At 36.4% G+C, this 22,765-nt stretch carries 19 protein-coding genes and 2 pseudogenes; 18 read left to right on the top strand and 3 right to left on the bottom strand.

Going from position 1 to position 22,765, the window contains the following annotated elements; translation table 11 throughout:
- The first annotated feature begins 101 nt into the window (after nucleotides 1–101).
- From ACZ76X_RS08810 to aceA, 10 genes and pseudogenes are all read left to right on the top strand, one after another.
- Entirely contained in the window at nucleotides 102–401 is a 300-nt protein-coding gene (locus ACZ76X_RS08810) for a hypothetical protein (RefSeq protein ID WP_001006046.1), read from the top strand.
- A gap of 11 nt (nucleotides 402–412) precedes the next feature.
- Nucleotides 413–601, top strand: a complete 189-nt coding sequence (locus ACZ76X_RS08805) for a hypothetical protein (protein WP_479850202.1) — start codon at nucleotides 413–415, stop codon at nucleotides 599–601.
- A gap of 134 nt (nucleotides 602–735) precedes the next feature.
- Nucleotides 736–2,004, top strand: coding sequence for a M48 family metallopeptidase (locus ACZ76X_RS08800; RefSeq protein ID WP_479850201.1), 1,269 nt, complete (start codon nucleotides 736–738; stop codon nucleotides 2,002–2,004).
- A gap of 136 nt (nucleotides 2,005–2,140) precedes the next feature.
- Nucleotides 2,141–2,920: pseudogene (locus ACZ76X_RS08795) on the top strand (MCP four helix bundle domain-containing protein); the annotation flags it as partial.
- A complete protein-coding gene (locus ACZ76X_RS08790; protein WP_479850439.1) occupies nucleotides 2,915–3,868 on the top strand; it encodes a methyl-accepting chemotaxis protein in 954 nt (317 codons plus the stop codon). The pseudogene ACZ76X_RS08795 and the gene ACZ76X_RS08790, both read left to right, overlap by 6 nt.
- Nucleotides 3,869–4,079: 211 nt before the next feature.
- The gene (locus ACZ76X_RS08785; protein ID WP_479850200.1) at nucleotides 4,080–4,982 is read left to right on the top strand and encodes a DMT family transporter; all 903 of its coding nucleotides are present in this window, start codon (nucleotides 4,080–4,082) and stop codon (nucleotides 4,980–4,982) included.
- Between the two features lie 324 nt (nucleotides 4,983–5,306).
- Entirely contained in the window at nucleotides 5,307–5,966 is a 660-nt protein-coding gene (locus ACZ76X_RS08780; protein ID WP_479850199.1) for an S-layer homology domain-containing protein, read from the top strand.
- A gap of 339 nt (nucleotides 5,967–6,305) precedes the next feature.
- On the top strand, nucleotides 6,306–6,965 hold the full coding sequence (locus tag ACZ76X_RS08775) for an S-layer homology domain-containing protein (protein ID WP_479850198.1): 660 nt from the start codon (nucleotides 6,306–6,308) through the stop codon (nucleotides 6,963–6,965).
- Nucleotides 6,966–7,154: 189 nt separating this feature from the next.
- Complete coding sequence (aceB, locus tag ACZ76X_RS08770; protein WP_479850197.1) at nucleotides 7,155–8,744, top strand: malate synthase A; 1,590 nt, start codon at nucleotides 7,155–7,157, stop codon at nucleotides 8,742–8,744.
- Nucleotides 8,745–8,766: 22 nt separating this feature from the next.
- Nucleotides 8,767–10,044 carry an isocitrate lyase gene (aceA, locus tag ACZ76X_RS08765; RefSeq protein ID WP_479850196.1) on the top strand — a complete coding sequence of 426 codons (1,278 nt, stop codon included), beginning with the start codon at nucleotides 8,767–8,769 and terminating at the stop codon, nucleotides 10,042–10,044.
- A 149-nt stretch (nucleotides 10,045–10,193) separates the two neighbouring features.
- On the opposite strand, the gene ACZ76X_RS08760 is transcribed toward aceA, so the two are convergent.
- Nucleotides 10,194–10,985 carry a phosphotransferase gene (locus tag ACZ76X_RS08760; protein WP_479850195.1) on the bottom strand — a complete coding sequence of 264 codons (792 nt, stop codon included), beginning with the start codon at nucleotides 10,983–10,985 and terminating at the stop codon, nucleotides 10,194–10,196.
- A gap of 376 nt (nucleotides 10,986–11,361) precedes the next feature.
- Between ACZ76X_RS08760 and cspA the strand changes: the two genes are divergently transcribed.
- Both cspA and ACZ76X_RS08750 read left to right on the top strand, forming a co-directional pair.
- Nucleotides 11,362–11,565 carry an RNA chaperone/antiterminator CspA gene (cspA, locus tag ACZ76X_RS08755; RefSeq protein WP_000301518.1) on the top strand — a complete coding sequence of 68 codons (204 nt, stop codon included), beginning with the start codon at nucleotides 11,362–11,364 and terminating at the stop codon, nucleotides 11,563–11,565.
- Nucleotides 11,566–11,681: 116 nt separating this feature from the next.
- Nucleotides 11,682–11,848: pseudogene (locus ACZ76X_RS08750) on the top strand (IS5/IS1182 family transposase); the annotation flags it as partial.
- Between the two features lie 151 nt (nucleotides 11,849–11,999).
- Here ACZ76X_RS08750 and ACZ76X_RS08745 read toward each other — a convergent pair.
- Nucleotides 12,000–12,212, bottom strand: a complete 213-nt coding sequence (locus ACZ76X_RS08745) for a hypothetical protein (RefSeq protein WP_479850194.1) — start codon at nucleotides 12,210–12,212, stop codon at nucleotides 12,000–12,002.
- Between the two features lie 307 nt (nucleotides 12,213–12,519).
- On the bottom strand, nucleotides 12,520–12,705 hold the full coding sequence (locus tag ACZ76X_RS08740; protein ID WP_098669825.1) for a hypothetical protein: 186 nt from the start codon (nucleotides 12,703–12,705) through the stop codon (nucleotides 12,520–12,522).
- Nucleotides 12,706–12,989: 284 nt separating this feature from the next.
- Between ACZ76X_RS08740 and ACZ76X_RS08735 the strand changes: the two genes are divergently transcribed.
- From ACZ76X_RS08735 to ACZ76X_RS08710, 6 genes are all read left to right on the top strand, one after another.
- Nucleotides 12,990–13,571 carry a competence protein ComK gene (locus ACZ76X_RS08735; protein ID WP_479850193.1) on the top strand — a complete coding sequence of 194 codons (582 nt, stop codon included), beginning with the start codon at nucleotides 12,990–12,992 and terminating at the stop codon, nucleotides 13,569–13,571.
- 298 nt (nucleotides 13,572–13,869) lie between these two features.
- The gene (locus ACZ76X_RS08730; protein WP_000347517.1) at nucleotides 13,870–14,463 is read left to right on the top strand and encodes a TVP38/TMEM64 family protein; all 594 of its coding nucleotides are present in this window, start codon (nucleotides 13,870–13,872) and stop codon (nucleotides 14,461–14,463) included.
- 56 nt (nucleotides 14,464–14,519) lie between these two features.
- Nucleotides 14,520–15,083 (top strand): signal peptidase I, encoded by a 564-nt coding sequence (lepB, locus tag ACZ76X_RS08725; RefSeq protein ID WP_098669829.1) that lies wholly within the window; start codon nucleotides 14,520–14,522, stop codon nucleotides 15,081–15,083.
- Between the two features lie 116 nt (nucleotides 15,084–15,199).
- Nucleotides 15,200–18,715 carry a helicase-exonuclease AddAB subunit AddB gene (addB, locus tag ACZ76X_RS08720; RefSeq protein ID WP_479850192.1) on the top strand — a complete coding sequence of 1,172 codons (3,516 nt, stop codon included), beginning with the start codon at nucleotides 15,200–15,202 and terminating at the stop codon, nucleotides 18,713–18,715.
- The gene (gene addA / locus ACZ76X_RS08715; protein ID WP_479850191.1) at nucleotides 18,712–22,437 is read left to right on the top strand and encodes a helicase-exonuclease AddAB subunit AddA; all 3,726 of its coding nucleotides are present in this window, start codon (nucleotides 18,712–18,714) and stop codon (nucleotides 22,435–22,437) included. Before addB ends, addA begins: the two co-directional genes overlap by 4 nt.
- Before the next feature lie 12 nt (nucleotides 22,438–22,449).
- Entirely contained in the window at nucleotides 22,450–22,737 is a 288-nt protein-coding gene (locus ACZ76X_RS08710; protein ID WP_479850190.1) for an RNA polymerase alpha subunit C-terminal domain-containing protein, read from the top strand.
- The last annotated feature ends 28 nt before the right edge of the window (nucleotides 22,738–22,765 follow it).

Genomic DNA, 22,765 nt, shown 5'->3' with positions numbered 1-22,765 from the left:
CCCACTGATTAAAGTTTCACTTTATAGTATGAAAACAATCATTTACGTTATAGCTTTGAAACATCATTAATTCTAAATTTGAAAGGGATGTATAAAATTATATGAATGAAACAATATCATCAAATAAGTTTTTTTATTTGATTTTACTTAGTATTGTGCTGATAACGACAGTCAATGTTATTCTTCGCTGGGAGGAAGCTTATTTCTTTATGTATTTAGCACTCCATTTGTTAGGAATATTATGTATAAGCGGCGGAATAGTTGCTGAAAAAAAGAGTGAAGAAAGCGTTAATTATATGTGTGTGACCGGTCTTATTTTACTTTTAGCTGTGCAAGGCATTATGAAATATAGTTCTTTTTCTTTACAAGATTTTAGTTTGTTAGTGGATGTACTTCCTTAAGGAGGAACGTTATGTTATCTAAGAAGCAAATAGGATATGTACTAGTTTTAATTGGATTTTTTACGCTTACTGTAACGACTTTATTTTTTCAAGACTATGAATATATACGCTATATAAAAGGCGCTGGTTTAATATGCTGGGTTGTAAGTACGTTTCTTATCCCAGAGTATGAACCGAAGAAAGCGTCTAAAGGTAGGTAAAACTCTTCTATTTGTAGAAGAGTTTTTTTATGTAAATAAAAGGATCTCGAGCAATTCGCATAATAAGCTTGTTCTAATTTAGCATGTACGAACTTACAATAATAATAGACAGGCAGCATAGAGGAGGGAATAGCGTGAGGAAGGTTATTGGGTGGTCGCTTTTTTTGTACGTTGGGTTTGCATTGCTTATATATTGGTATTTATTTGGATGGAATCATGAACTGATTCCGGACATGTATAAAGGAACGAGTGCAGATCCAGAAACTTTTATGAACGCAAGAGAGCTTACGCTAAGCCAAGATTATTCGCGCGTGAAAAATTTACTGTACTTTTTAGCGACGCCTCTGGAATGGATTATATTATTATTTGTACTTGTGCTCGGTGTTTCAAGAAAGTTTGAGAAATGGTCGAAGGAAACGACGAAAATAAGTGTCCTGCAAGTTGCGATTTATTTCTTTTATTTATCACTACTCACAACAGTTCTTGCCTTGCCGATGCAATGGATTAGCCGAAAAGTGTCCGTTGATTACGGCATTTCAACGCAAAGTACACAAAGCTGGATAAAAGATCACGTTATCGGTTTTTGGGAAAGTTATGCAACGATGTTGATTGTAGTTACGGTTCTTCTATGGCTTATCCGTAAATTCCCGAAAAGATGGTGGCTAGCAGGGTGGGCGCTCTCTGTTCCGTTTACAATCTTTTTAACATTTATACAGCCTGTCGTAATTGATCCACTGTATAACGACTTCTCGACGCTGAAAAATAAAGAATTAGAAACGAAAATTTTAGAGATAGCAGACAAAGCTGACATTCCTGCTAAACATGTATATGAAGTAAATATGTCAGAGAAAACGAATGCGTTAAATGCATATGTAACAGGAATTGGGCCTAACGCTCGTATTGTAATGTGGGATACAACGCTTAAGCAATTAAAAGATAAAGAGATTTTATTTATAATGGCTCATGAAATGGGACATTATGTTATGAAACATATATATTGGGGCGTTGCGAGTTATATGTTGCTATCGTTTATAGGGATGTATCTCATTAGTCGTATTATTAATATGTGTATTCGAAAATGGGGGAATACGCTGCAAATTTCAAAAGCAGCATGTTTTTCAATTTTACCTTTATTTTTCTTAATTTCTTCTGTACTCTCTTTTGCATCACAGCCAGCAACAAACTATGTTTCTCGTATAGAAGAACGAGCGGCAGACCAATATGCTTTAGACATGACGAAGGACGGGAAATCTGGTGTAAAAACGTTTCAATATTTATCAAAAACAAGTTTAAGTCAAGTAAATCCGCCTGCGTTAGTAAAGTTTTTTTTATATACACATCCACCAATTTTCGAAAGAATTCATACGTTTGAACAATATGAGAAACAAAGCAAAAAGAAGTAGCTATTATGCTACTTCTTTTTTTATAGAGATATAAGTTTTATATTGGGAATATTTATCATTGCTTTTTATTGTGATTTTGTAAATAATAAGCTATAAAATTCTAAAAATCTATATATAAAGGAATAAAGGTGAAAAAATGTATTTTTTACAAAATTTAAAAGTGAAATATAAATTATTATCGCTTATTTCATTAGCAGTATTGAGCATGATAGTTATGAGCTGTATAGCAATTAATTCTATTAATAAGATTAAGCGTGATGCAGAGGTTGTAGTAGATGATTATCAACATTCTGTAGTTTTATTAGAAGGAATGCTCCGTACACAAAATTCACTAGAGTATAACTTACTAGAATTAATTACAGCGTCACCAAATGAGGGGACAAATAAAGAAGGTATTATTGATAATATTGAAAAGGATCTTAAAAAATATGAGTCATTATTAAAAGAATATGATGATGGCTTTAATTTAAGTAAGCAAGAGGATGAACTGTTTCAGAAGATGAAGAAATCTTTGCCAAATTATATGGAGACATATAAGAAGTTGTTTGAAAAAGCGAAGATAACAAACGAGCCACAAATGGTAAACGAATTTCAGAAGGAATTAAAACCGAAGGGGGTAGAGTTAGCTGGACATGCGGTAGATCTAGAATCGTATGTTTCAAAATTAGCTAATCAAGTATTTAAAGATTCTCAAAAAATGATAGATCGATCTGTTGTCACTTTTATCATTCTTGTAGTAGTTACTACAATCATTATATGTATAATAAGTTATATTATTAGCAAGCTTATAGTTGCTCCTTTACAAACTGTTAGTCGTATGATGGAAAGAGCAAAAGATGGGGATCTAACTGTACATGGTGAGTATAATGCTAAAGATGAATTAGGTGTATTAGTAAGTGATTTTAACGAAATGATTGCAGGGCTAAGAACAAATATGCAAGAAGTAGAGAATAATATTCAGCTTTTATTCCAACATGCAGACGGAGTAGTATCTGCATCGGAAGTATCTAGTAGTGCAGCGAAGAAAATCACTATAGATATTGAAGAAGTTGCAAATGGCGCAGAGAGTCAAATGCAAGCAATGGAGCAAACTGCGGGTGCGATGGAAGAGTTGACACAAGGAATGCAGAGTATAGTGAATACATCATCCTCTGTAAATGAATTGTCTGCTCAATCAGCATTAGATGCAGAGAGTGGTAACAAATTAATGAAACAAATGATTCAACAGATGAATACAATCCAAAATTCAGTACATAACGGTGTGAAACAAGTAGAGACTATGAAAGAACAATCAGAAGAAATTGTTAAAATTATTGATGTTATGCAAGGCATTACCGCTCAAATTAACTTATTAGCATTAAACGCCGCAATTGAGGCTGCACGTGCTGGGGAAAGTGGTAGAGGGTTTGCAATTGTGGCAGATGAAGTAAGAAAATTAGCAGAACAATCTAGTGATTCTGCAAAACAAATTGAGAAGCTTATTACTCAAGTTATGGGAACAACGAACCACACCGTGGACATGATGGGGAAAGTAGATAATGAGGTACAGGCAGGTACACAAGTAGTAATGCACACAGAAAAAGTATTTGGAACAATTACAGAAAAAGTAAAACAAGTATCTGAGCAAATTCAAACGGTATCTATGTCTACAGATGAAATTGCAGCGAGCAGTGAGGAGATTTCGGCTTCTACAGAAGACATAGCTCAAATTTCCCAAAGATCATCTGACCGAACTGATAGGGTAAAAGAGTCTATTCAACAACAAGAAAAATCTGTTCAAGAGATTTCGGTTTCAATTGAACATATGCATAACGCAGCAGGGGAATTAAAACAAATAGTTGCCCAATTTACTCTTCAAAAGTAGTAGTATATTTAAGTTTTAATATAGAGAAATTCCTCTCAATAATAAAAAAATCATCCTATATAAAAAAGGATGATTTTTTTTATGGGAATTTTGTGCGGCTGTCATCTTTTATATTCTAATTTTTTACAATTTTCCGATTGTAATATATAATAATACGTAATGTTTTGGAGATTTCTCATTTGTAAAGATAGGTTATAGGAGGAGAGAAAGGGTGTTTAATAAAAAATCAATGCCGGCTATAAAAATGATCCTTTCGATGTCTATTTTCGGATCAATTGGATTTTTTTCTGTTCAAACAGGTTTACCGTCTTTCGAATTAGTATTCGTTCGTTGCATTTGTGCGACTCTATTTTTAGCATTATGTTGGCTCGTAACAGGACAGTATAAAAGTGAGAAATGGAATAAAAAAGAAGTTATGCAAATATTAGCATGCGGTATATTTCTCGTTTTTAACTGGGTATTTCTATTTAAAGCGTTTGAAGTTATGTCGATTACAATTGCGATTTCAGTTTACCATCTGGCACCCATTATCGTATTAATGATTGGTAGTATCGTATTTAAAGAGAGACTTACAATGTTTGCAGTTATGTCCATTGTCATTTGTTTTATTGGAACCGTTTTAGTAGCTGGAGTAGATGGAAGTCTATCGCTCGAAAAATTGATGTCGTCTGGAATGGTATGGGCACTTCTTGCAGCACTATTTTATGCTTTTACCACTTTACTAGGAAAAGGAATTCAGCATACGAGCGCATATGCGATGACATTTTTACAAACGTTTTTAGGAATATTTTTATTGCTACCATTCGTAGATTTTGGCAAGTTTCAAGGGCTAACAGAGATGAACTGGATGATGATTACAGCGACAGGTCTTATACATACCGGATTTGTATATTACTTATTTTTTGACAGTTTAAGAGATTTATCGACGAGATTAATTTCTGTATTAGTGTTTCTAGATCCTGCGGTTGCGATACTATTAGATACAGTCTTTACCGGGTTTAGGCCGACTAGTATGCAAGTAGTAGGAATTGTTCTTATATTTGTAGGAATGGCATTTACTTTTCGGAAAACGAAGGAGGAAAAAATAGTAGTAGAAGAAAAATTCTATTCTTAATTGTAAATAATGTCGATATAATTGCATTTTTTGTCTAGAAAATGAACTCTTAAAATGTGAAGGATTTCTTTTAAAAAAAGTAGAATATTTATATTATAGAAACACCTTTACATGAATACAGCAAAGAAAATTGATTTGCGTACAATTCGGTATAAAAGTTGAAATCGAGAGCGAATTGGCTCTCCTTTAGTAGTGATTCTCACAATAATAGATTTTTTAAATGTAATATATTGCATAATGGGTGCGAAGGTAACATATGTAATATTGGAAAGGATTTTAGTCTATTATTTTCCATTTTTTAATGGAAGTAAAGGGGAGAGGGCAATGAAGAAGAACATGTTACGTATAATGGCAACGGTAACTATTATGGGCGGCTTGTTTATAAGTACGAATGTTCCAAACATAAAAGCAGAAGAATATCCAGAAATGATTGTATTTGATGATGTTCCAGTAAACCACTGGGCATATGACGATATAATGGACGTAGTATACAATAAAGTAATGTTAGGCTATGGAAATGGTAAGTTTGGTGTAGGAGATAATGTAACACGAGAACAAGTAGCTGCAGTACTCTATCGTACATTGAATTTGAAAAAAGAAGGACCTTTAAAAAATCCATACAAAGATATTTCTGAGAGGGCAACAATGTTTTTAGATGAAATTTTAGTATTAACAAAGCATGGTATTTTTGAAGGTGATGAAAAAGGAAATTTTAGACCAGCCGCACCAGTAACACGTGCAGAAATGGCGCAAATTCTTACGAAGGCATTTACATTTGAAGTGAAGAAGAACCATACATTTAAAGATGTACCAAATAATCATTGGGCAAAAAATGCAATTAGTGCACTGCAGTCTAATCATGTCATAGTAGGAACAGGAAATGGGAAATTTGAACCGAATAAAGTTGTAACACGAGAGCAATATGCAACGTTTTTAAATAAAGCTGTTTTTTATTTTCCAGTAAAAGATGAGAATTATGAATAAAAGTTAAAATATAAGGGTATTTAAATTATACTAATATAATATATACGGAGAAAAAAGCGCGGGAATTCCACGCTTTTTTCTTATTTTAAATTATTTATAATTATATAGATTTTCTATTCGTAATTTATTTTTTGGAATTTAGTGGATAAGAATAGATTGAATAAAGTAACTTTTTACTGTTTAAATATACGACTTAGTAACTTTATTATTAATAGAGTGTAAATAAAAGTATATGAAATATAGTTCATAAATTAGACACAAATTATATGGGAATCGTATTGTTACGCTTCCATTAATTCTTTATATTAGAAAAAAATATGTTTTTAGGGAGAGAATACTTTGAAGAAAAAAGTTTTAAAAGTAGCAACAGCTTTAACAATTATGGGTGGAGTAGCATTTAGTGCTGAAGGGACTACAGCAAAAGCTGAATTAGCTGCAAAGCCACAACAAGCAAGTCAAGCATTCTTTAAAGATGTACCAGCAGGACATTGGTCTTATGAAGCAATTCAAACTTTAGCAGAACAAGAAATTATGCTTGGTTATGGAAATGGTGTGTTCGGTTTTGGACATAACGTAACTCGTGAACAAGTAGCTGCTTTAATTTATCGCACAATGGATTTCAGTGAAGTATTCGAGGAAGGCGATATTCTTGAAAATCCATATAAAGATATTAATGAAAGATCAACAATGTTCTTAGAAGAAATTTTAGTATTAACAGAATTAGGTATCTTTAATGGTGATGGAACTGGGAACTTTAGACCGAAAGATACATTAACACGCGCAGAAATGGCTCAAGTGCTTACAGAAGCATATGAATTAGAAGTAAAAGAAACAAAAGGATTTAAAGATGTACCAAAAGGGCATTGGGCAGAAAATGCGATTAATGCAGTAGGTTCAAATGGTATTTCAGTAGGAGATGGCAATGGTAACTTCGCTCCAAACATGAAAGTAACACGTGAACAATATGCACAGTTCTTATTTAAAACAATTTTTGAATAAATAATAGAAAAAGAAGCCGGTGTTGTATAACACCGGCTTCTTTTTTATGTGTAATGCCGGTGAAAGAATACAGTTCCGTAAAAAATCAATTAAATTTTCAAAAAAAACTTCCTTTTCTGAAGATTTGTTATATAATATAAAACATAAAATCAAATCTGTTATAAAACAGTTTAAAAAGGGGATGCTAATATGTCGACGCAAACTTCACGGGTTACATTGCCCGGAGAAATGTTGCCAGCGTACAACGAAATATTGACACCTGAGGCGCTTAGTTTTTTGAAGGAACTACATGGAAATTTCAATGAGCGCCGCATAGAACTTTTACAAAAGCGTGCGGAGAAACAAAAGAGAATTGATGCAGGGGAGTTTCCGAAGTTTTTAGAAGAAACGAAGCACATACGTGAAGCGGATTGGACAATTGCCAAATTGCCAAAAGATTTAGAGGATCGTCGCGTAGAGATTACTGGACCAGTAGATAGAAAGATGGTTATTAATGCTTTAAATTCAGGAGCACATCTTTTTATGGCAGACTTTGAAGATTCGAATTCACCAACTTGGGAGAATGCGATTGAAGGTCAAATAAACTTACGAGATGCAGTACAGGGAACGATTTCACATAAAAATGAAAACGGAAAAGAATATCATTTAAATCGTAAAACAGCTGTACTCATTGTGCGTCCAAGAGGATGGCATTTAGAAGAAAAACATATGCAAGTTGAAGGAAAGAATATGTCTGGTAGTTTAGTAGATTTCGGACTTTATTTTTTCCATAATGCGAAAGCTCTTTTAGCAAAAGGAAGTGGTCCATACTTTTACTTACCGAAAATGGAAAGTCATTTAGAGGCAAGGTTATGGAATGATGTTTTCGTATTTGCTCAAAAGTATGTCGGTATTCCAAATGGAACGATCAAAGCAACGGTGTTATTGGAAACGATTCATGCTTCATTTGAAATGGATGAAATTTTGTATGAGCTTAAAGACCATTCTGCTGGGTTAAATTGCGGAAGGTGGGATTATATTTTCAGTTTTTTAAAGAGTTTTCGTAATCATAATGAATTTTTACTTCCAGATAGAGCGCAAGTCACGATGACGGCGCCGTTTATGCGCGCGTATTCTTTGAAAGTCATTCAAACGTGTCACCGTCGCAATGCACCAGCTATTGGAGGAATGGCGGCACAAATTCCAATTAAAAACAATCCAGAAGCGAATGAAGCAGCTTTTGAAAAAGTGCGTGCAGATAAAGAGCGCGAAGCTTTAGATGGTCATGATGGGACTTGGGTTGCCCACCCGGGACTTGTACCAGTCGCGATGGAAGTATTTAATCACATTATGAAAACACCAAATCAAATTTTTAGAAAACGTGAAGAAATACATGTTACAGAAAAGGATTTATTAGAAGTACCAGTGGGAACGATTACAGAAGAGGGACTTCGCCTAAATATTAGCGTAGGTATTCAATATATTGCATCTTGGTTAAGCGGACGGGGAGCGGCACCAATTTATAACTTAATGGAAGATGCGGCAACAGCGGAAATTTCTAGGGCACAAGTATGGCAATGGATTCGCCATGAAGGCGGAAAATTAAATGATGGCCGTAATATTACACTTGAATTAATGGAAGAGCTAAAAGAAGAAGAATTAGCAAAAATAGAAAGAGAGATTGGTAAGGAAGCCTTTAAGAAAGGGAGATTCCAAGAGGCGACAACGTTATTTACAAATCTCGTTCGGAATGATGAATTCGTACCATTTTTAACATTACCGGGTTATGAAATTTTATAAAAATGAAAAGGGGATGGAACAAATGAAAAACGAAAGAATTGAGAAATTACAAGAGAGCTGGGAATTAGATACGCGGTGGAAAGGAATCACACGTCCATATTCGGCAGAAGATGTAATTCGCCTGCGTGGATCAATTGATATTGAGCATACATTAGCGCGCCGCGGTGCTGAAAAGCTTTGGGCGTCGCTTCATACGGAAGATTATATTAACGCACTTGGCGCATTAACAGGAAACCAAGCGATGCAGCAAGTAAAAGCTGGGTTAAAAGCAATTTATTTAAGTGGATGGCAAGTAGCGGCGGATGCGAACCTTTCTGGACATATGTATCCAGACCAAAGTTTATATCCAGCGAACAGCGTACCTGCTGTAGTAAAACGAATTAATCAAACACTGCAACGTGCGGATCAAATTCAGCATATGGAAGGAAGCGGTGATACAGATTATTTCGTACCGATTGTAGCAGATGCAGAAGCTGGATTTGGCGGACAATTAAACGTATTTGAACTAATGAAAGGCATGATTGAAGCAGGTGCATCAGGTGTGCACTTCGAAGATCAATTATCTTCAGAGAAAAAATGCGGGCATTTAGGCGGAAAAGTATTACTACCGACGCAAACAGCGGTACGTAATTTAATTTCAGCACGTCTTGCGGCTGATGTAATGGGAGTGCCGACAATTATCGTTGCAAGAACAGATGCGGATGCAGCTGATTTAATTACGAGTGATATTGATCCGGTTGATAAAGCGTTTATTACAGGAGAAAGAACACCAGAAGGATTTTATCGTACGAAGGCGGGCCTTGATCAAGCAATTGCACGTGGTTTAGCATACGCTCCTTATGCAGACCTCGTTTGGTGCGAGTCGTCTGAACCAAATTTAGAAGATGCAAAACGATTTGCGGACGCAATTCATAAAGAGCATCCAGGAAAATTGCTTGCATACAACTGTTCACCTTCGTTTAATTGGAAACAAAAACTAGATGAAAAAACAATCGCGAGTTTCCAAAAAGAAATCGCATCTTACGGCTATAAATTCCAGTTCGTAACACTTGCTGGATTCCACTCATTAAACTACGGTATGTTTGAATTAGCACGTGGCTATAAAGAGCGCGGTATGGCAGCATACTCTGAACTGCAACAAGCAGAATTCGCAGCAGAAAAACACGGCTACTCTGCAACTCGTCACCAACGAGAAGTAGGAACAGGTTACTTTGATGAAGTAGCACAAGTTATTACAGGCGGTACTTCATCAACGACAGCGTTAAAAGGATCTACAGAAGAAGCACAATTTACGAAATAAAGTGAAACTTTAATCAGTGGGGGTCTTACTGTCCATTAACGCGGGATAAAAGGAAGGGGCGCCTTTTTGAAGGGTGCCCTTATTATTTTTCGAATGATTCGAGGAGTAAATGAAAATATATCGACTTACCGACAAAAAAGACAATAGGATTAAATCCACTCAGCTCTATGATCACGAATAAACTTCATATCTTTTTCATAATGCTTTAAATGTCCCTCATCAATCATTCTTTGGAAATTTACGTCGCCTTCGTTTGCTTTTCTTTTCATATACGTACATAACGCTTCTAGGCGTAGTAGTACCATACCTATGTAATCTTCGTCCATACTTTTCCCGTAGGACTGAACAAATAATCTCACTCTTTCTTTCATGCGATTAGCATGTTGCGCAGGTTCATAATGAACTGCCTCGCCCGATTCTGTATAATACACTCTACTTAAAGGTACACAAGTATAAAGCGTATAAGCGATATCCCAAATTCTTGGGCCAGGAGCAGCAACATCGAAATCAATAATGCCTACTGGTTTCTCGTCATGAAAAATAATGTTATATATGGCAAAATCGTTATGGCATAAAACCTCCATGTTATTTGGAGTAAGATCCATCGGTTTCCAATCATCTACTAACGGAAAATCACTTACCGCATCATGGTACAGGCGAAGCATCCTTGCGATTTCTTTTAAAACATCGTTAGACCGCATATATTCTTTTAACGGATAATTTCCAGCTTCTCCTTCAATAAAGGATAAAATCTCTCTATCCTTTTCATCTACCCCTAAAAACTTTGGAGCTTGATGAAATCCTTTCTTTTCTAAGTGCTGTAATAATTGATGAATTTTTGCGCTGCTAGGCTTTAATTCTCGCCGAACAGTATTTGCAGAACGATATACATTTGAGACGTTTCCCCCGGTAAGCTTTTCTTCGTTTGTGTAGTTTGACATATAATCCCCTCCAATATCGCAATCGCTTCTGTATATTGTAACATCTCAGAACAAGGGATGTAATCGTATTCAAATAATGTATGGGTTCATTTTATAGTGGATGCTGCACGTGTTAAAATCGAATATTTACGAATGTACAATCAATTTAATTTGTCAGTTATTTTCAAAAAAGATTGTACATTTTATTTTAATGTGCTATGATAATGTCAGTTGAATAGTTAAATTAAGCAATCCATATGTTATCAAGTGCCGAAAACGAACGAGAAAAAGTATGTGAGAACTAGTTTATGTTTCGTATTTGATAATGTGTGGATTCTTTTTTTAGATAGGAAAACTAAAAAAATTAAAATTTGTATTTTCTTAGGAGGAAATAATTATGGCAGTAACAGGACAAGTAAAATGGTTTAACAACGAAAAAGGATTCGGTTTCATCGAAGTTCCAGGCGAAAACGACGTATTCGTACACTTCTCTGCAATCGAAACTGACGGTTTCAAATCTCTAGAAGAAGGTCAAAAAGTTAGCTTCGAAATCGAAGACGGTAACCGTGGACCTCAAGCTAAAAACGTAATCAAACTATAATTTTATAGTTGATGATAGAAAAAAGGATGGCTGCTGCCATCCTTTTTTTATGTTGTGGAGCAAGTCTTTCCATCTCTTTTTTCATGTCAAAATTGATGGAAAAGGAGAGATTTCTTATGATGGAGGTATTCAAAAATCATCGGGGTGAACGCGTATCAGTTTCTATAGAAGAATTAGTTCTGCAGGATTCTTTTCTACGTACGATTGAAGTAACAATTCGTTTTGATTTCATTGAAGAAAACTATGTCCTTATAACTGTGAAAATAATGGTCGTCCTTTTATCATGCACATTAACGGGCAGTTGGTTTCTCCTCTCAAAATTCGGCGGGAGACCAACTGTCTGTTAACGCCCAATTGTTGAGGACTGATTAAAGCTTCACTTTATAAATGAGAAAGTATTAAGTTTATTTGTTTTTGATTTTTTTCTTTACAATTCATTGTTTATTTGTTGCTCTGTTTACATCCGAAATGGGTAAATCTGCGCCATATAGGCTTTGAGTAACATCTTTTTTGTTAGTATTGTTGTTAGGATTTTGTTCGTTTTGAGATGACGTTTCTAACATTTGTTCTTGCTCTTTACTAGGGGTATTCAGAGCATCTGATGGGACGCTATTAATCTGTTGTCTTAATAGACTTTTTTTCTCCATATTATACAGCTCCTTTTTGGAATTAGATAAAAAACTAATGTAATCATAAATAATCACTTACATATTTTGTGTTTTGAAATGGAATTCTATACAAAACCTATATTGCAGATTTAACGAATTAAAAAGTTGCTAGTGATGTATAAAGTTGAAGTTTTTAATAAAAATGGGTAACACGTACAAGTACTTTTTAACGTAGTGGATCATTTTTAATCATGTTTTTTGTATGTAGTAATATTAAAAAGGGGATATAAGGGCACTCGGAAGAAATAGGAAGAAGAGCAAAAGGCTTTCCAAAATGGAAGGCCTTTTACTCTTCTTTTTCAACTCTTTTTTTCGCGCATTTCTTACATTCAGAGCATTTTGATTTTCGAAAAGGCTTTGCGAAGAATAGTAGAATGAAAAATAGCCCGAATATAATGCTAGCTGAGTTTTTCACGATTACAATGCTACTATTTTTCATTTGAATCGTTGGTTGCATTTCTTTTTCTTCCATAGTGGACCTCCATATATTGGATTTTCCTTTTCATTATAGCAAAGTTAATTGTTGCAATGATGCGAAATGAGGAAGTAGTTGTAAATATTTATAGGTAGTATAAAGATATTTTGTATAGCTCATTTCTTTTTAAATTGCTATATTTTTATTTGATAATTTGAAAGATATTTGACAAATGATAAAGTATTGTAAAAAAGCGTAATCTGTAAGCCATTTCCTTTTCATAGGTGCTAAAATTATATATGCAGCTGCTAATATAAATGGAAAAAAGGAGACAGTAGAATATGGAAAGTAAAGTAGAACGCTATGTCGAAAACTATGTGGTAAATAAAAATACAATGGCCTTACTTCCTGTTATTCTAAGTGAGAAGAAAATTGTTACACGAGTTGTTGAAATGGGAGATTCCTTTTTCGTATTTCAAAAGCCCCTAGATATTATAGAAAGAAGTTGTCGTAAGCATGGTTCTAGTTTCTTAGGCAGAAAAGAAGGAACGAAAGAGTTAACTCATATTACACATAAAGCACCAATTGCGATTAGTCCGTCAGATCAACTTTATTTTTTCCCCACTTATTCATACTCTAGAAAAGAGTGCGCTTGGTTGTCTCATTTTTATATTGAAAGTAATAAAGAGTCAAAAGATGGAAATGTTATTATTAGATTTATAAATGGCTTTGCTGTGAAATTAGAAATATCAAAAAGTAGTTTTGAAAATCAACTAAATCGTACGGCAAAATTGCGTACTGAATATGAAGATCGTAGGAAAAAGCAAGGGAGCCCTTGTTTTAAAGAGATTGATAAAATTGAACAATCTAGATTAAAACCAGCATACGAGAAAGTATATTTTGTGAAAGAAGGCGAAGTTTAAGAAGATGGGGCAACCCCCATCTTTTTTGTTTTTCAGTTTTTTTTTTCGGTAAGTCGATATATTCGAGAAATCGCCGATATAATTTCACTGACTGAGGAATGCACAAGGATCACTTCTAAAAACGCAAAACCTCCTGTCGAATATTGATAGATTATCATAGCATAATAATGAAGGAATTCTAATGGAAGATATGGAAACTTAATAATTACATCTCCATATGTCGTATCTACCATTTCCTCTTTCATATAGGCAATGATACAGTAGAGGTAGTACTTAGAGTAAAGGGGTAAAGTGTAGAATGGATTTTCAGACAATCAAAGAGTATTTTTCACCAGAAAATATGGATCATATTGTTGAAAGTTATAAAGCATTCGGACCACTTCTTGGTATTGGTTTACCGATGATAGAAGCGTTGATTCCGGCATTGCCACTCATCGTATTTGTACTGGCGAATGCTGTTGCATTTGGATTTTGGCTCGGTTTTCTTTATTCTTGGCTTGGATCAGTAATGGGTGCCTTGCTTGTCTTTTTCATTATCCGCCATTTTGGCCGCAGTCGTTTCTTTTCTTTTGTAAATAAGCATGAGAGAGTACGGAAGGCAATGGGATGGATTGAAAGGAAAGGATTCGCGCCGATTTTCGTCATCTTTTGTTTTCCGTTTACACCGTCTGCGCTTATAAATGTTGTCGCTGGTTTATCTCGCATTAGTGTAAAACAGTTTGGCCTTGCGCTCGCGTTCGGAAAGCTTGTGATGATTTTTATTTTAACGTATATCGGTCATGATTTAATGTCATTTATTCATAATCCGGTGAAATCAGTCATTGTAGCAATTGGTATTTTTATTTTATGGTATGTCGGTAAGAAAATCGAAGTAAAATTAGAACTACATTAAGAATAGTCTTCTTTGTAAAGGAAAGCTTCATTATTAAAGGATAAGGGGAGAAGCGGATGAAGAAAACTTTGAAAAAAGAAGGCATAGAGTGGATACGAACAATTTTAATTGGTATATTATTAGCTGTATTTTTTCGAACGTTTTTCTTTTCAACGTACGTTGTAGAGGGGAAGTCAATGATGCCGACATTGCAAGATGGCAATATGCTCGTTGTAAATAAGGTGAGTTATCAAGTGGGGGACTTGAATAGGTTTGATGTTGTTGTGTTTCATGCGAATAAAAAAGAGGACTACGTAAAACGAATTATTGGTTTACCTGGAGATCAAATTGAATATAAGCATGATAAACTATATATAAACGGACAATTCGTGGATGAACCTTATTTAGAGAGATATAAGAAAGAGATAAATGGACGACAACTAACAGGTGACTTTACGTTAGAAGAGTTAACGAAGGAAAAAACGGTGCCACCTGGATATATTTTTGTAGTAGGTGATAACCGCCTCGGGAGCTGGGATAGTAGACATTTTGGATTTGTAAAAGCTGATACAGTTGTCGGTAAAGTTGATTTACGATATTGGCCAATTCAAGAGGTGCAAACGAATTTTTCAAAAGGTTGATATAATAGGTAGAAGTATAGAAAAAGGCAAACTACTCCGTTTGTCTTTTTTCGTGTCCTATAATACAATTATAGTAGCAAACTAACGTTCGTTATGTAAGTGAAAGGTGGGGTTACATGTCACTTCGATTTGTGATTGGTAGAGCGGGAAGTGGAAAAAGTACACTTTGTTTACACGAAGTGCAAGAAGAGTTAAAGCAACGTCCAAGAGGGGATACAATATTATATCTTGTGCCAGAACAGATGACATTCCAAACGCAGCAGGCATTAATTAGTAGTGAGGATGTAAGAGGTTCTATTCGGGCACAAGTTTTTAGTTTTTCACGATTAGCGTGGAAGGTGCTGCAAGAAGTTGGCGGAGCGAGTCGTCTTCACATTGATGAAGCGGGCGTACATATGTTACTTCGTAAAATTGTAGAATCTCGTAAAGATGGATTGTCGGTGTTCCAAAAAGCAGCGGAGCAAAACGGTTTCTTTGAACATCTTGGCAGTATGATTGCGGAGTTTAAACGTTACAATGTGACGCCATCTAACGTATATGAAATGTGGCAACAATTAGATGCACATAGTAGCAGTGCCGAACAAAAACTATTAGCGAATAAAGTGTATGATTTACAACTACTATATGATGATTTTGAGCGTGCTTTAATCGGAAAATATTTAGATTCAGAAGACTATTTGCAATTACTCGTGGAAAAGCTTCCTCAGTCTGAATATGTAAATGGAGCTGAAATTTATATAGATGGATTTCATTCATTCTCACCGCAAGAACTAGAAATTATAAGACAGCTTATGATTTGCGGTGCGAGAGTGACAATCACGTTAACGCTAGATGAAAAAACGTTAGCACAGCCAGTAAATGAACTAGATTTATTTTATGAAACGACGTTAACGTATGAAAAAATAAAACAAGTAGCGCGTGAAGAGAAGATAGAAATTGAAAAAACAATTCCACTTATGGAACAGCCACGTTTTCATTCGCAATCATTAGCGCATTTAGAAGCGCACTACGAAGCACGACCAAATGAAAAGTTTCATGGAGAAGCAAGTGTAACGATTCATACAGCCGCGAATTTACGAGCGGAAGTAGAAGGCGTTGCTCGTGAAATTCGTAGGCTTGTGGCAGATGAAGACTATCGTTACCGAGATATTGCGGTTCTTCTTCGTAACGGAGAAAGTTATTACGATGTAATGCGAACGTTATTTACAGATTATAATATCCCGCATTTCATCGATGAAAAACGCCCGATGTCACATCATCCGCTAGTAGAATGCATTCGTTCTGCACTCGAGATTATTAGCGGGAATTGGCGTTATGATGCAGTGTTTCGCTGCGTAAAAACAGAACTTTTATACCCATTAGACGTAAGAAAAGAAACGATGCGCGAAGAGATGGATGAATTTGAAAACTACTGCTTAGCGTACGGTGTACAAGGAAAGAGATGGACTTCTGAAGATCCATGGATGTATCGCCGCTATCGTTCTCTTGACGATACGGACGGGATGATTACAGACAGTGAACGTGAAATGGAAGAGAAAATAAATCGATTGCGTGACGTTGTAAGGACGCCTGTTATTCGTATGCAAAAAAGACTGAAGCGCGCGGGAACAGTTATGCAAATGTGCGAAGCTGTTTACTTATTTTTAGAAGAGCTGGACGTTCCGAAAAAACTAGAAGCATTACGTATTCGTGCAGAAGAGAGCGGAGATTTCTTATTCGCGACAGATCACGAGCAAGTATGGGAAGAAGTAATGAGTCTTCTTGATACGTTCGTTGAAATGCTTGGCGAAGAAAAAATGTCACTTTCTATGTTCACCGACGTTATGTCGACAGGTCTTGAGGCACTTCAATTTGCCAACATTCCGCCGTCATTAGATCAAGTGTTAATTGCGAATATTGATCGTTCAAGATTATCAAATGTGAAAGCAACATTTGTTATTGGCGTAAATGAAGGTGTGATTCCAGCGGCACCGATGGATGAAGGGATGCTTTCTGATGAGGAAAGAGACGTTCTTAGTGCAGCAGGTATCGAATTAGCACCAACGACGAGACAAACTTTATTAGAAGAACAGTTCGTTATGTATCAAATGGTAACGAGAGCAACTGAGAAATTATACATTTCATGCCCGCTTGCAGATGAGGAAGGAAAAACGTTACTTGCTTCTAGCTTTATTAAGAAAATAAAAAGAATGTTCCCTGATGTGAAAGATACATTTATTACGAACGACGTAAATGATTTATCACGTTCGGAACAAATTTCATATGTAGCAACGCCAGAAGTAACATTGTCATATGTAATGCAGCAACTACAGACGTGGAAGCGATATGGATTTGAAGGGAATTTAGATTTTTGGTGGGATGTATATAACTTCTACGTTACTTCAGATGAATGGAAGCAAAAAAGTAGCCGCGTATTATCAAGCTTATTCTACCGAAATCGTGCGCAAAAGCTAAGTACAGCTGTAAGTAGAGATTTATACGGAGATAAAATAAAAGGAAGCGTCTCTCGTATGGAATTATTTAACCGTTGTGCATACGCTCATTTCGCGCAGCACGGTTTATCATTAAGAGAGCGTGATATTTTCAAACTGGATGCGCCAGATATCGGTGAATTATTCCATGCAGCGCTGAAGAGAATTGCGGACAGGTTGTTACGTGAAAACCGTACTTGGGCGGATTTATCGATAAAAGAGTGTGAGCATCTTTCGGCTGTAGTAATAGAAGAGATTGCACCGTTATTACAAAGACAAATTTTATTAAGTTCAAACCGTCATTTCTATTTAAAACAAAAATTACAGCAAATCATTTTCCGTACGTCAATCATTCTTCGTGAGCACGCGAAATCAAGTGGTTTCGTACCAGTTGATTTAGAGGTACCATTCGGTATAGGGGGTACAGGATCACTTCCGCCGATGGAATTCTCATTACCAAATGGTGTGAAGATGGAAGTAGTTGGCCGTATTGACCGTGTTGATAAGGCAGAAGATGAAAACGGGACGTTCCTACGTATTATTGACTATAAATCAAGCTCAAAAGCGTTAGACTTAACGGAAGTGTATTACGGATTAGCACTTCAAATGTTAACGTATTTAGATGTTGTTACTTCAAATGCACATACGTGGATGAAAAAAGGCGGCACGGCATCACCGGCTGGTGTACTGTACTTCCATATTCATAACCCGATTGTTGAGATGAAAGGTGACGCATCTGAAGCGGAAATTGAGAAAGAAATTTTAAAGAAATTTAAAATGAAAGGACTCGTATTAGGAGATGCTGACGTTGTTCGTTTAATGGATAATAAACTTTCCACAGGAAGCTCTGATATTATTTCTGCTGGTCTGAAAAAAGACGGTAGCTTCAGTGCGCGTTCGAGCATTGCAAGTGAACAAGAGTTTAACGTACTGCAAAAATATGTACACCATACGTTTGAAAACATCGGAAAAGACATTACAGAAGGCGTGATCGATATTGCTCCTTATAAAAAGGGGAATAAAGCGGCGTGTACGTTTTGTAACTTCAAATCTGTTTGTCAGTTCGATGAATCACTTGAAGATAACCAATTCCGTACGCTAAAAGATATGAAAGATAGCGAAGCGATGGAGAAAATTAGAGAGGAGGTTGGCGGAGAATGATAGAAAATTGGCCTAAAAAACCAGAAGGTAGTCAGTGGACAGATGACCAGTGGAAAGCCGTTGTAGCGAACGGACGTGATATTTTAGTCGCGGCAGCAGCTGGTTCAGGGAAAACAGCAGTATTAGTTGAACGTATTATTAAAAAGATTATAAATGAAGAAAATCCAGTCGATGTCGACCGCCTGCTCGTTGTAACATTTACGAATGCAGCAGCGCAAGAGATGAAAAACAGAATTGGGGAAGCGTTAGAAAAAGTATTAATTGATGAGCCAGGCTCTCAGCACATTAGAAAGCAGCTGAGCCTATTAAATAAAGCTTCTATTTCGACGATCCATTCCTTTTGTTTACAAGTAATTAGAGGGTACTATTACATGCTGGATGTTGATCCTCGTTTCCGCATTGCGAATCAAACGGAAAATGAATTGTTAAAAGAAGAAGTGCTAGATGACATATTAGAAGAAGAGTATGGAATTGAAAATAATACAATATTCTTTGAACTCGTTGATCGTTATACGAGTGACCGCAGTGACGATGATTTACAGCGTATGATTTTAGCGCTTCATACAGAATCAAGGGCGCATCCAAATCCGCAAAAATGGCTTGATAAATTAGTAGAAGCATACGACGTAGAAGGAAAGACAATTGAAGATTTAGTGTACGCTTCTTATTTATTAGAAGATGTGAGATTCCAGCTTGAAACAGCGGAACAGCATATTCGTAAAGCGACGGAACTCGCAATGCTTCCTGACGGTCCAGCGCCTCGCGTTGAAACACTGCAAGCAGATTTAGCTTTACTTGGAACGTTATCATCAGCTGCTCGTGAATCATGGACAAGCGTATATGAAGCGATGCAAAACGTATCGTGGCAAACGTTAAAGCGTATTAAGAAAAGTGATTACAATGAAGATGTTGTAAAACAAGTAGACTCTCTTCGTAATAAAGCGAAAGATGAAGTGAAGAAATTACAAGAAGAGCTATTTAGCCGCAAACCTGAAAGTTTCTTACGAGATTTTCAAGATATGTATCCTGTATTAGAGAAGCTTGTTCAACTTGTAAAAGTATTTACCGAGCGTTTCCAAGCAATGAAGCGAGATAAAGGAATGGTCGATTTCACAGATTTAGAGCATTTCTGTTTACAAATTTTAAGTGAACAAAGTGAAAATGGTGAAATGAAGCCATCTGCAGTAGCGCTTCAATATCGCAATAAATTTGCTGAAGTATTAGTTGATGAATATCAAGATACGAATTTCGTGCAAGAATCGATTATTAAATTCGTAACGAAAGATTCTGAGAGTGAAGGAAACTTATTCATGGTAGGTGACGTAAAGCAGTCGATTTATCGTTTCCGACTAGCAGAACCAGGATTATTCTTAGGAAAGTATAAACGCTTCACACAAGAAGGATTAGGCGGCGGAATGAAGATTGATTTAGCGAAAAACTTCCGTAGTCGTCATGAAGTATTAGCAGGTACGAACTTTATCTTCAAACAAATTATGGGCGAAGAAGTCGGAGAAATTGACTACGATGCTGACGCTGAATTAAAGTTAGGTGCTAGCTATCCAGAAGGTGAAGATGTAGCGGCTGAACTACTATGTATTCAGCAAACGGAAGAAGAAGTGCCAGACGGTGAAGAAGGTGCCGAAGTAGAAAAAGCACAGCTGGAAGCTCGACTTATGGCGCAGCGTATTAAAGCGATGGTTGATTCAGGTTATGAAGTGTATGACCGTAAAACGGATAGTATGCGCCCTGTACAATACCGTGACTTCGTTATTTTGCTTCGCTCTATGCCGTGGGCGCCGCAAATTATGGAAGAGTTAAAGTTGCAAGGAATTCCAGTATACGCTGATCTTGCGACTGGTTACTTTGAAGCGACAGAAGTAAATATAATGATGAACGTATTCCGCGTGATCGATAATCCGATGCAAGATATTCCGCTTGCAGCAGTGCTTCGTTCACCAATCGTTGGATTAAATGATGAAGAACTTGCAACGCTTCGTGCTCACGGGAAAAAAGGCTCGTTTTATGAAGTGATGAGCTCATTCTTAAAAGGAGCGCCGCTTGAAGAAGAACGAGAACTACATGATAAATTAGAGTGGTTCTATAATTTACTACAAGGTTGGCGTGAATTTGCACGCCAACAGTCACTTTCTGATTTAATTTGGAAAGTGTACGGTGAGACAGGTTATTACGATTTCGTTGGCGGTTTACCAGCTGGAAAGCAAAGACAGGCAAACTTACGCGTACTATATGACCGTGCAAGACAATATGAAGCAACATCGTTTAGAGGATTATTCCGCTTCTTGCGTTTTATTGAACGTATTTTAGAACGCGGTGATGATATGGGTACAGCGAGAGCTTTAGGTGAACAAGAAGACGTCGTTCGTATTATGACGATTCATAAAAGTAAAGGACTAGAGTTCCCAGTCGTATTCGTAGCTGGGCTAGGTCGTCGTTTTAATACACAAGACTTAATGAAACGTTTCTTACTGCATAAAGACTTCGGTTTCGGTTCACAATTTATTGATCCTCGTAAACGTATTAAATATACGACATTATCGCAACTTGCGATTAAACGTAAAATGAAGATGGAATTAATTGCGGAAGAAATGCGCGTATTATACGTAGCGTTAACTCGTGCAAAAGAGAAGCTAATTTTAATTGGAACAGTGAAGGATGCAAATAAGGAAATGGAAAAATGGCTTGATGCGAGAGAGCATAGTGAATGGTTATTACCAGACCATATACGTGCCGGAGCGTCTTGTTATTTAGACTGGATTGCACCTTCATTATATAGACATCGTGATAGTGAGATGCTCCTTGAATTAGGACAAGGTAGTATTCCGGCTGAAATTTATGGATACGACACGAGCTGGAAAGTAGAAGTTGTTGACGGTAACACGTTACTAGCGCCAGAACCGGTTCAAGAAGAGAAACAAGAATTATTAGAAGCGCTTCGTGAGAAAAAAGCTGTTCCCCTGCAAAGTGAACGAAAAGAAGAAGTGTATGACAGATTAATGTGGAAGTACGGATATGAGGAAGCAACATCTCATCGTGCGAAACAGTCTGTTACAGAAATAAAGAGAAATTATCAATCTGAAGAAGGTAGCGATAATGCCTTTATTAAAAAACTGCGTGCGCCAATTCAAACACGCCCTCGTTTTATGGAGAAAAAAGGATTAACGTACGCTGAAAGAGGTACGGCAGTTCACGCTGTCATGCAGCATGTCGATTTGAAGAAGCCGATTACAGAAGAAGTGATTCGGGAACAAATGAATGGCATGGTCAATAAAGAGCTATTAACATTCGAACAAGCAGAAGAAATAACAATCGAAAAAGTCATTTCATTCTTTGATAGTGACTTAGGTAAAAGGGTACTAGCGGCCAAAAGTGTTGAGCGAGAAGTACCATTTACGATGATGCTTGCAGCAGAAGAAGCATATCAAGATTGGCAAGGGAAGAGCGGAGAATCGATTCTTGTCCAAGGGGTTATTGACTGCATGATTGAAGAGGAAGACGGCATCACTTTAATCGACTTTAAAACGGATACGATTGAAGGGAAGTTCCCAGGCGGATTCGATCAGGCGAAACCAATTTTAGAAGATCGATATAAAGTGCAGCTTTCCTTATATGCAAAGGCACTTGAAAAAAGCTTGCAACATCCTGTGAAAGAGAAATGCTTATACTTCTTTGATGGCAACCATGTTGTAAAAATTGAAGAATAGAGGGATTTGAAAATGGTGACGGAAAAAACGTTAAGAACGTGTGAAAAAGGACATGAATACTACAAAAGTAGCGATTGTCCAACTTGCCCAACCTGTGAGAAAGAAAAGAAACCAAAAACAGGATTTCTTTCACTTCTTTCATCACCAGCACGAAATGCGCTAGAGCACCATGGAATTCACACGATAGAAGAACTCTCAAAGTATAGTGAAAAAGAAATTTTAAAACTACATGGTATGGGACCTGCGTCTATGCCGAAGCTTAGAAAGGCTTTGGGGGAAAATGGGTTATCATTTAAATAAAATGAAACAGTAAACAGTGGAGTTTTTG

It is taken from the genome of Bacillus sp. BC05(2025) (assembly GCF_056725905.1).
Note: the sequence above shows the minus strand (reverse complement) of the source record. Positions and strands in the feature narration are given on the sequence as shown.

Coding starts and splice junctions, on each gene's coding strand:
- ACZ76X_RS08760 (WP_479850195.1), bottom strand. CDS start 10,985: ATGTCAAACTACACAAACGAAGAAAAGCTTACCGGGGGAAACGTCTCA.
- ACZ76X_RS08735 (WP_479850193.1), top strand. CDS start 12,990: ATGGAAAGTAAAGTAGAACGCTATGTCGAAAACTATGTGGTAAATAAA.
- ACZ76X_RS08810 (WP_001006046.1), top strand. CDS start 102: ATGAATGAAACAATATCATCAAATAAGTTTTTTTATTTGATTTTACTT.
- cspA (WP_000301518.1), top strand. CDS start 11,362: ATGGCAGTAACAGGACAAGTAAAATGGTTTAACAACGAAAAAGGATTC.
- ACZ76X_RS08710 (WP_479850190.1), top strand. CDS start 22,450: ATGGTGACGGAAAAAACGTTAAGAACGTGTGAAAAAGGACATGAATAC.
- addB (WP_479850192.1), top strand. CDS start 15,200: ATGTCACTTCGATTTGTGATTGGTAGAGCGGGAAGTGGAAAAAGTACA.
- ACZ76X_RS08740 (WP_098669825.1), bottom strand. CDS start 12,705: ATGGAAGAAAAAGAAATGCAACCAACGATTCAAATGAAAAATAGTAGC.
- ACZ76X_RS08730 (WP_000347517.1), top strand. CDS start 13,870: ATGGATTTTCAGACAATCAAAGAGTATTTTTCACCAGAAAATATGGAT.
- addA (WP_479850191.1), top strand. CDS start 18,712: ATGATAGAAAATTGGCCTAAAAAACCAGAAGGTAGTCAGTGGACAGAT.
- aceA (WP_479850196.1), top strand. CDS start 8,767: ATGAAAAACGAAAGAATTGAGAAATTACAAGAGAGCTGGGAATTAGAT.
- ACZ76X_RS08745 (WP_479850194.1), bottom strand. CDS start 12,212: ATGGAGAAAAAAAGTCTATTAAGACAACAGATTAATAGCGTCCCATCA.
- lepB (WP_098669829.1), top strand. CDS start 14,520: ATGAAGAAAACTTTGAAAAAAGAAGGCATAGAGTGGATACGAACAATT.
- ACZ76X_RS08805 (WP_479850202.1), top strand. CDS start 413: ATGTTATCTAAGAAGCAAATAGGATATGTACTAGTTTTAATTGGATTT.
- aceB (WP_479850197.1), top strand. CDS start 7,155: ATGTCGACGCAAACTTCACGGGTTACATTGCCCGGAGAAATGTTGCCA.
- ACZ76X_RS08780 (WP_479850199.1), top strand. CDS start 5,307: ATGAAGAAGAACATGTTACGTATAATGGCAACGGTAACTATTATGGGC.
- ACZ76X_RS08790 (WP_479850439.1), top strand. CDS start 2,915: ATGATTGCAGGGCTAAGAACAAATATGCAAGAAGTAGAGAATAATATT.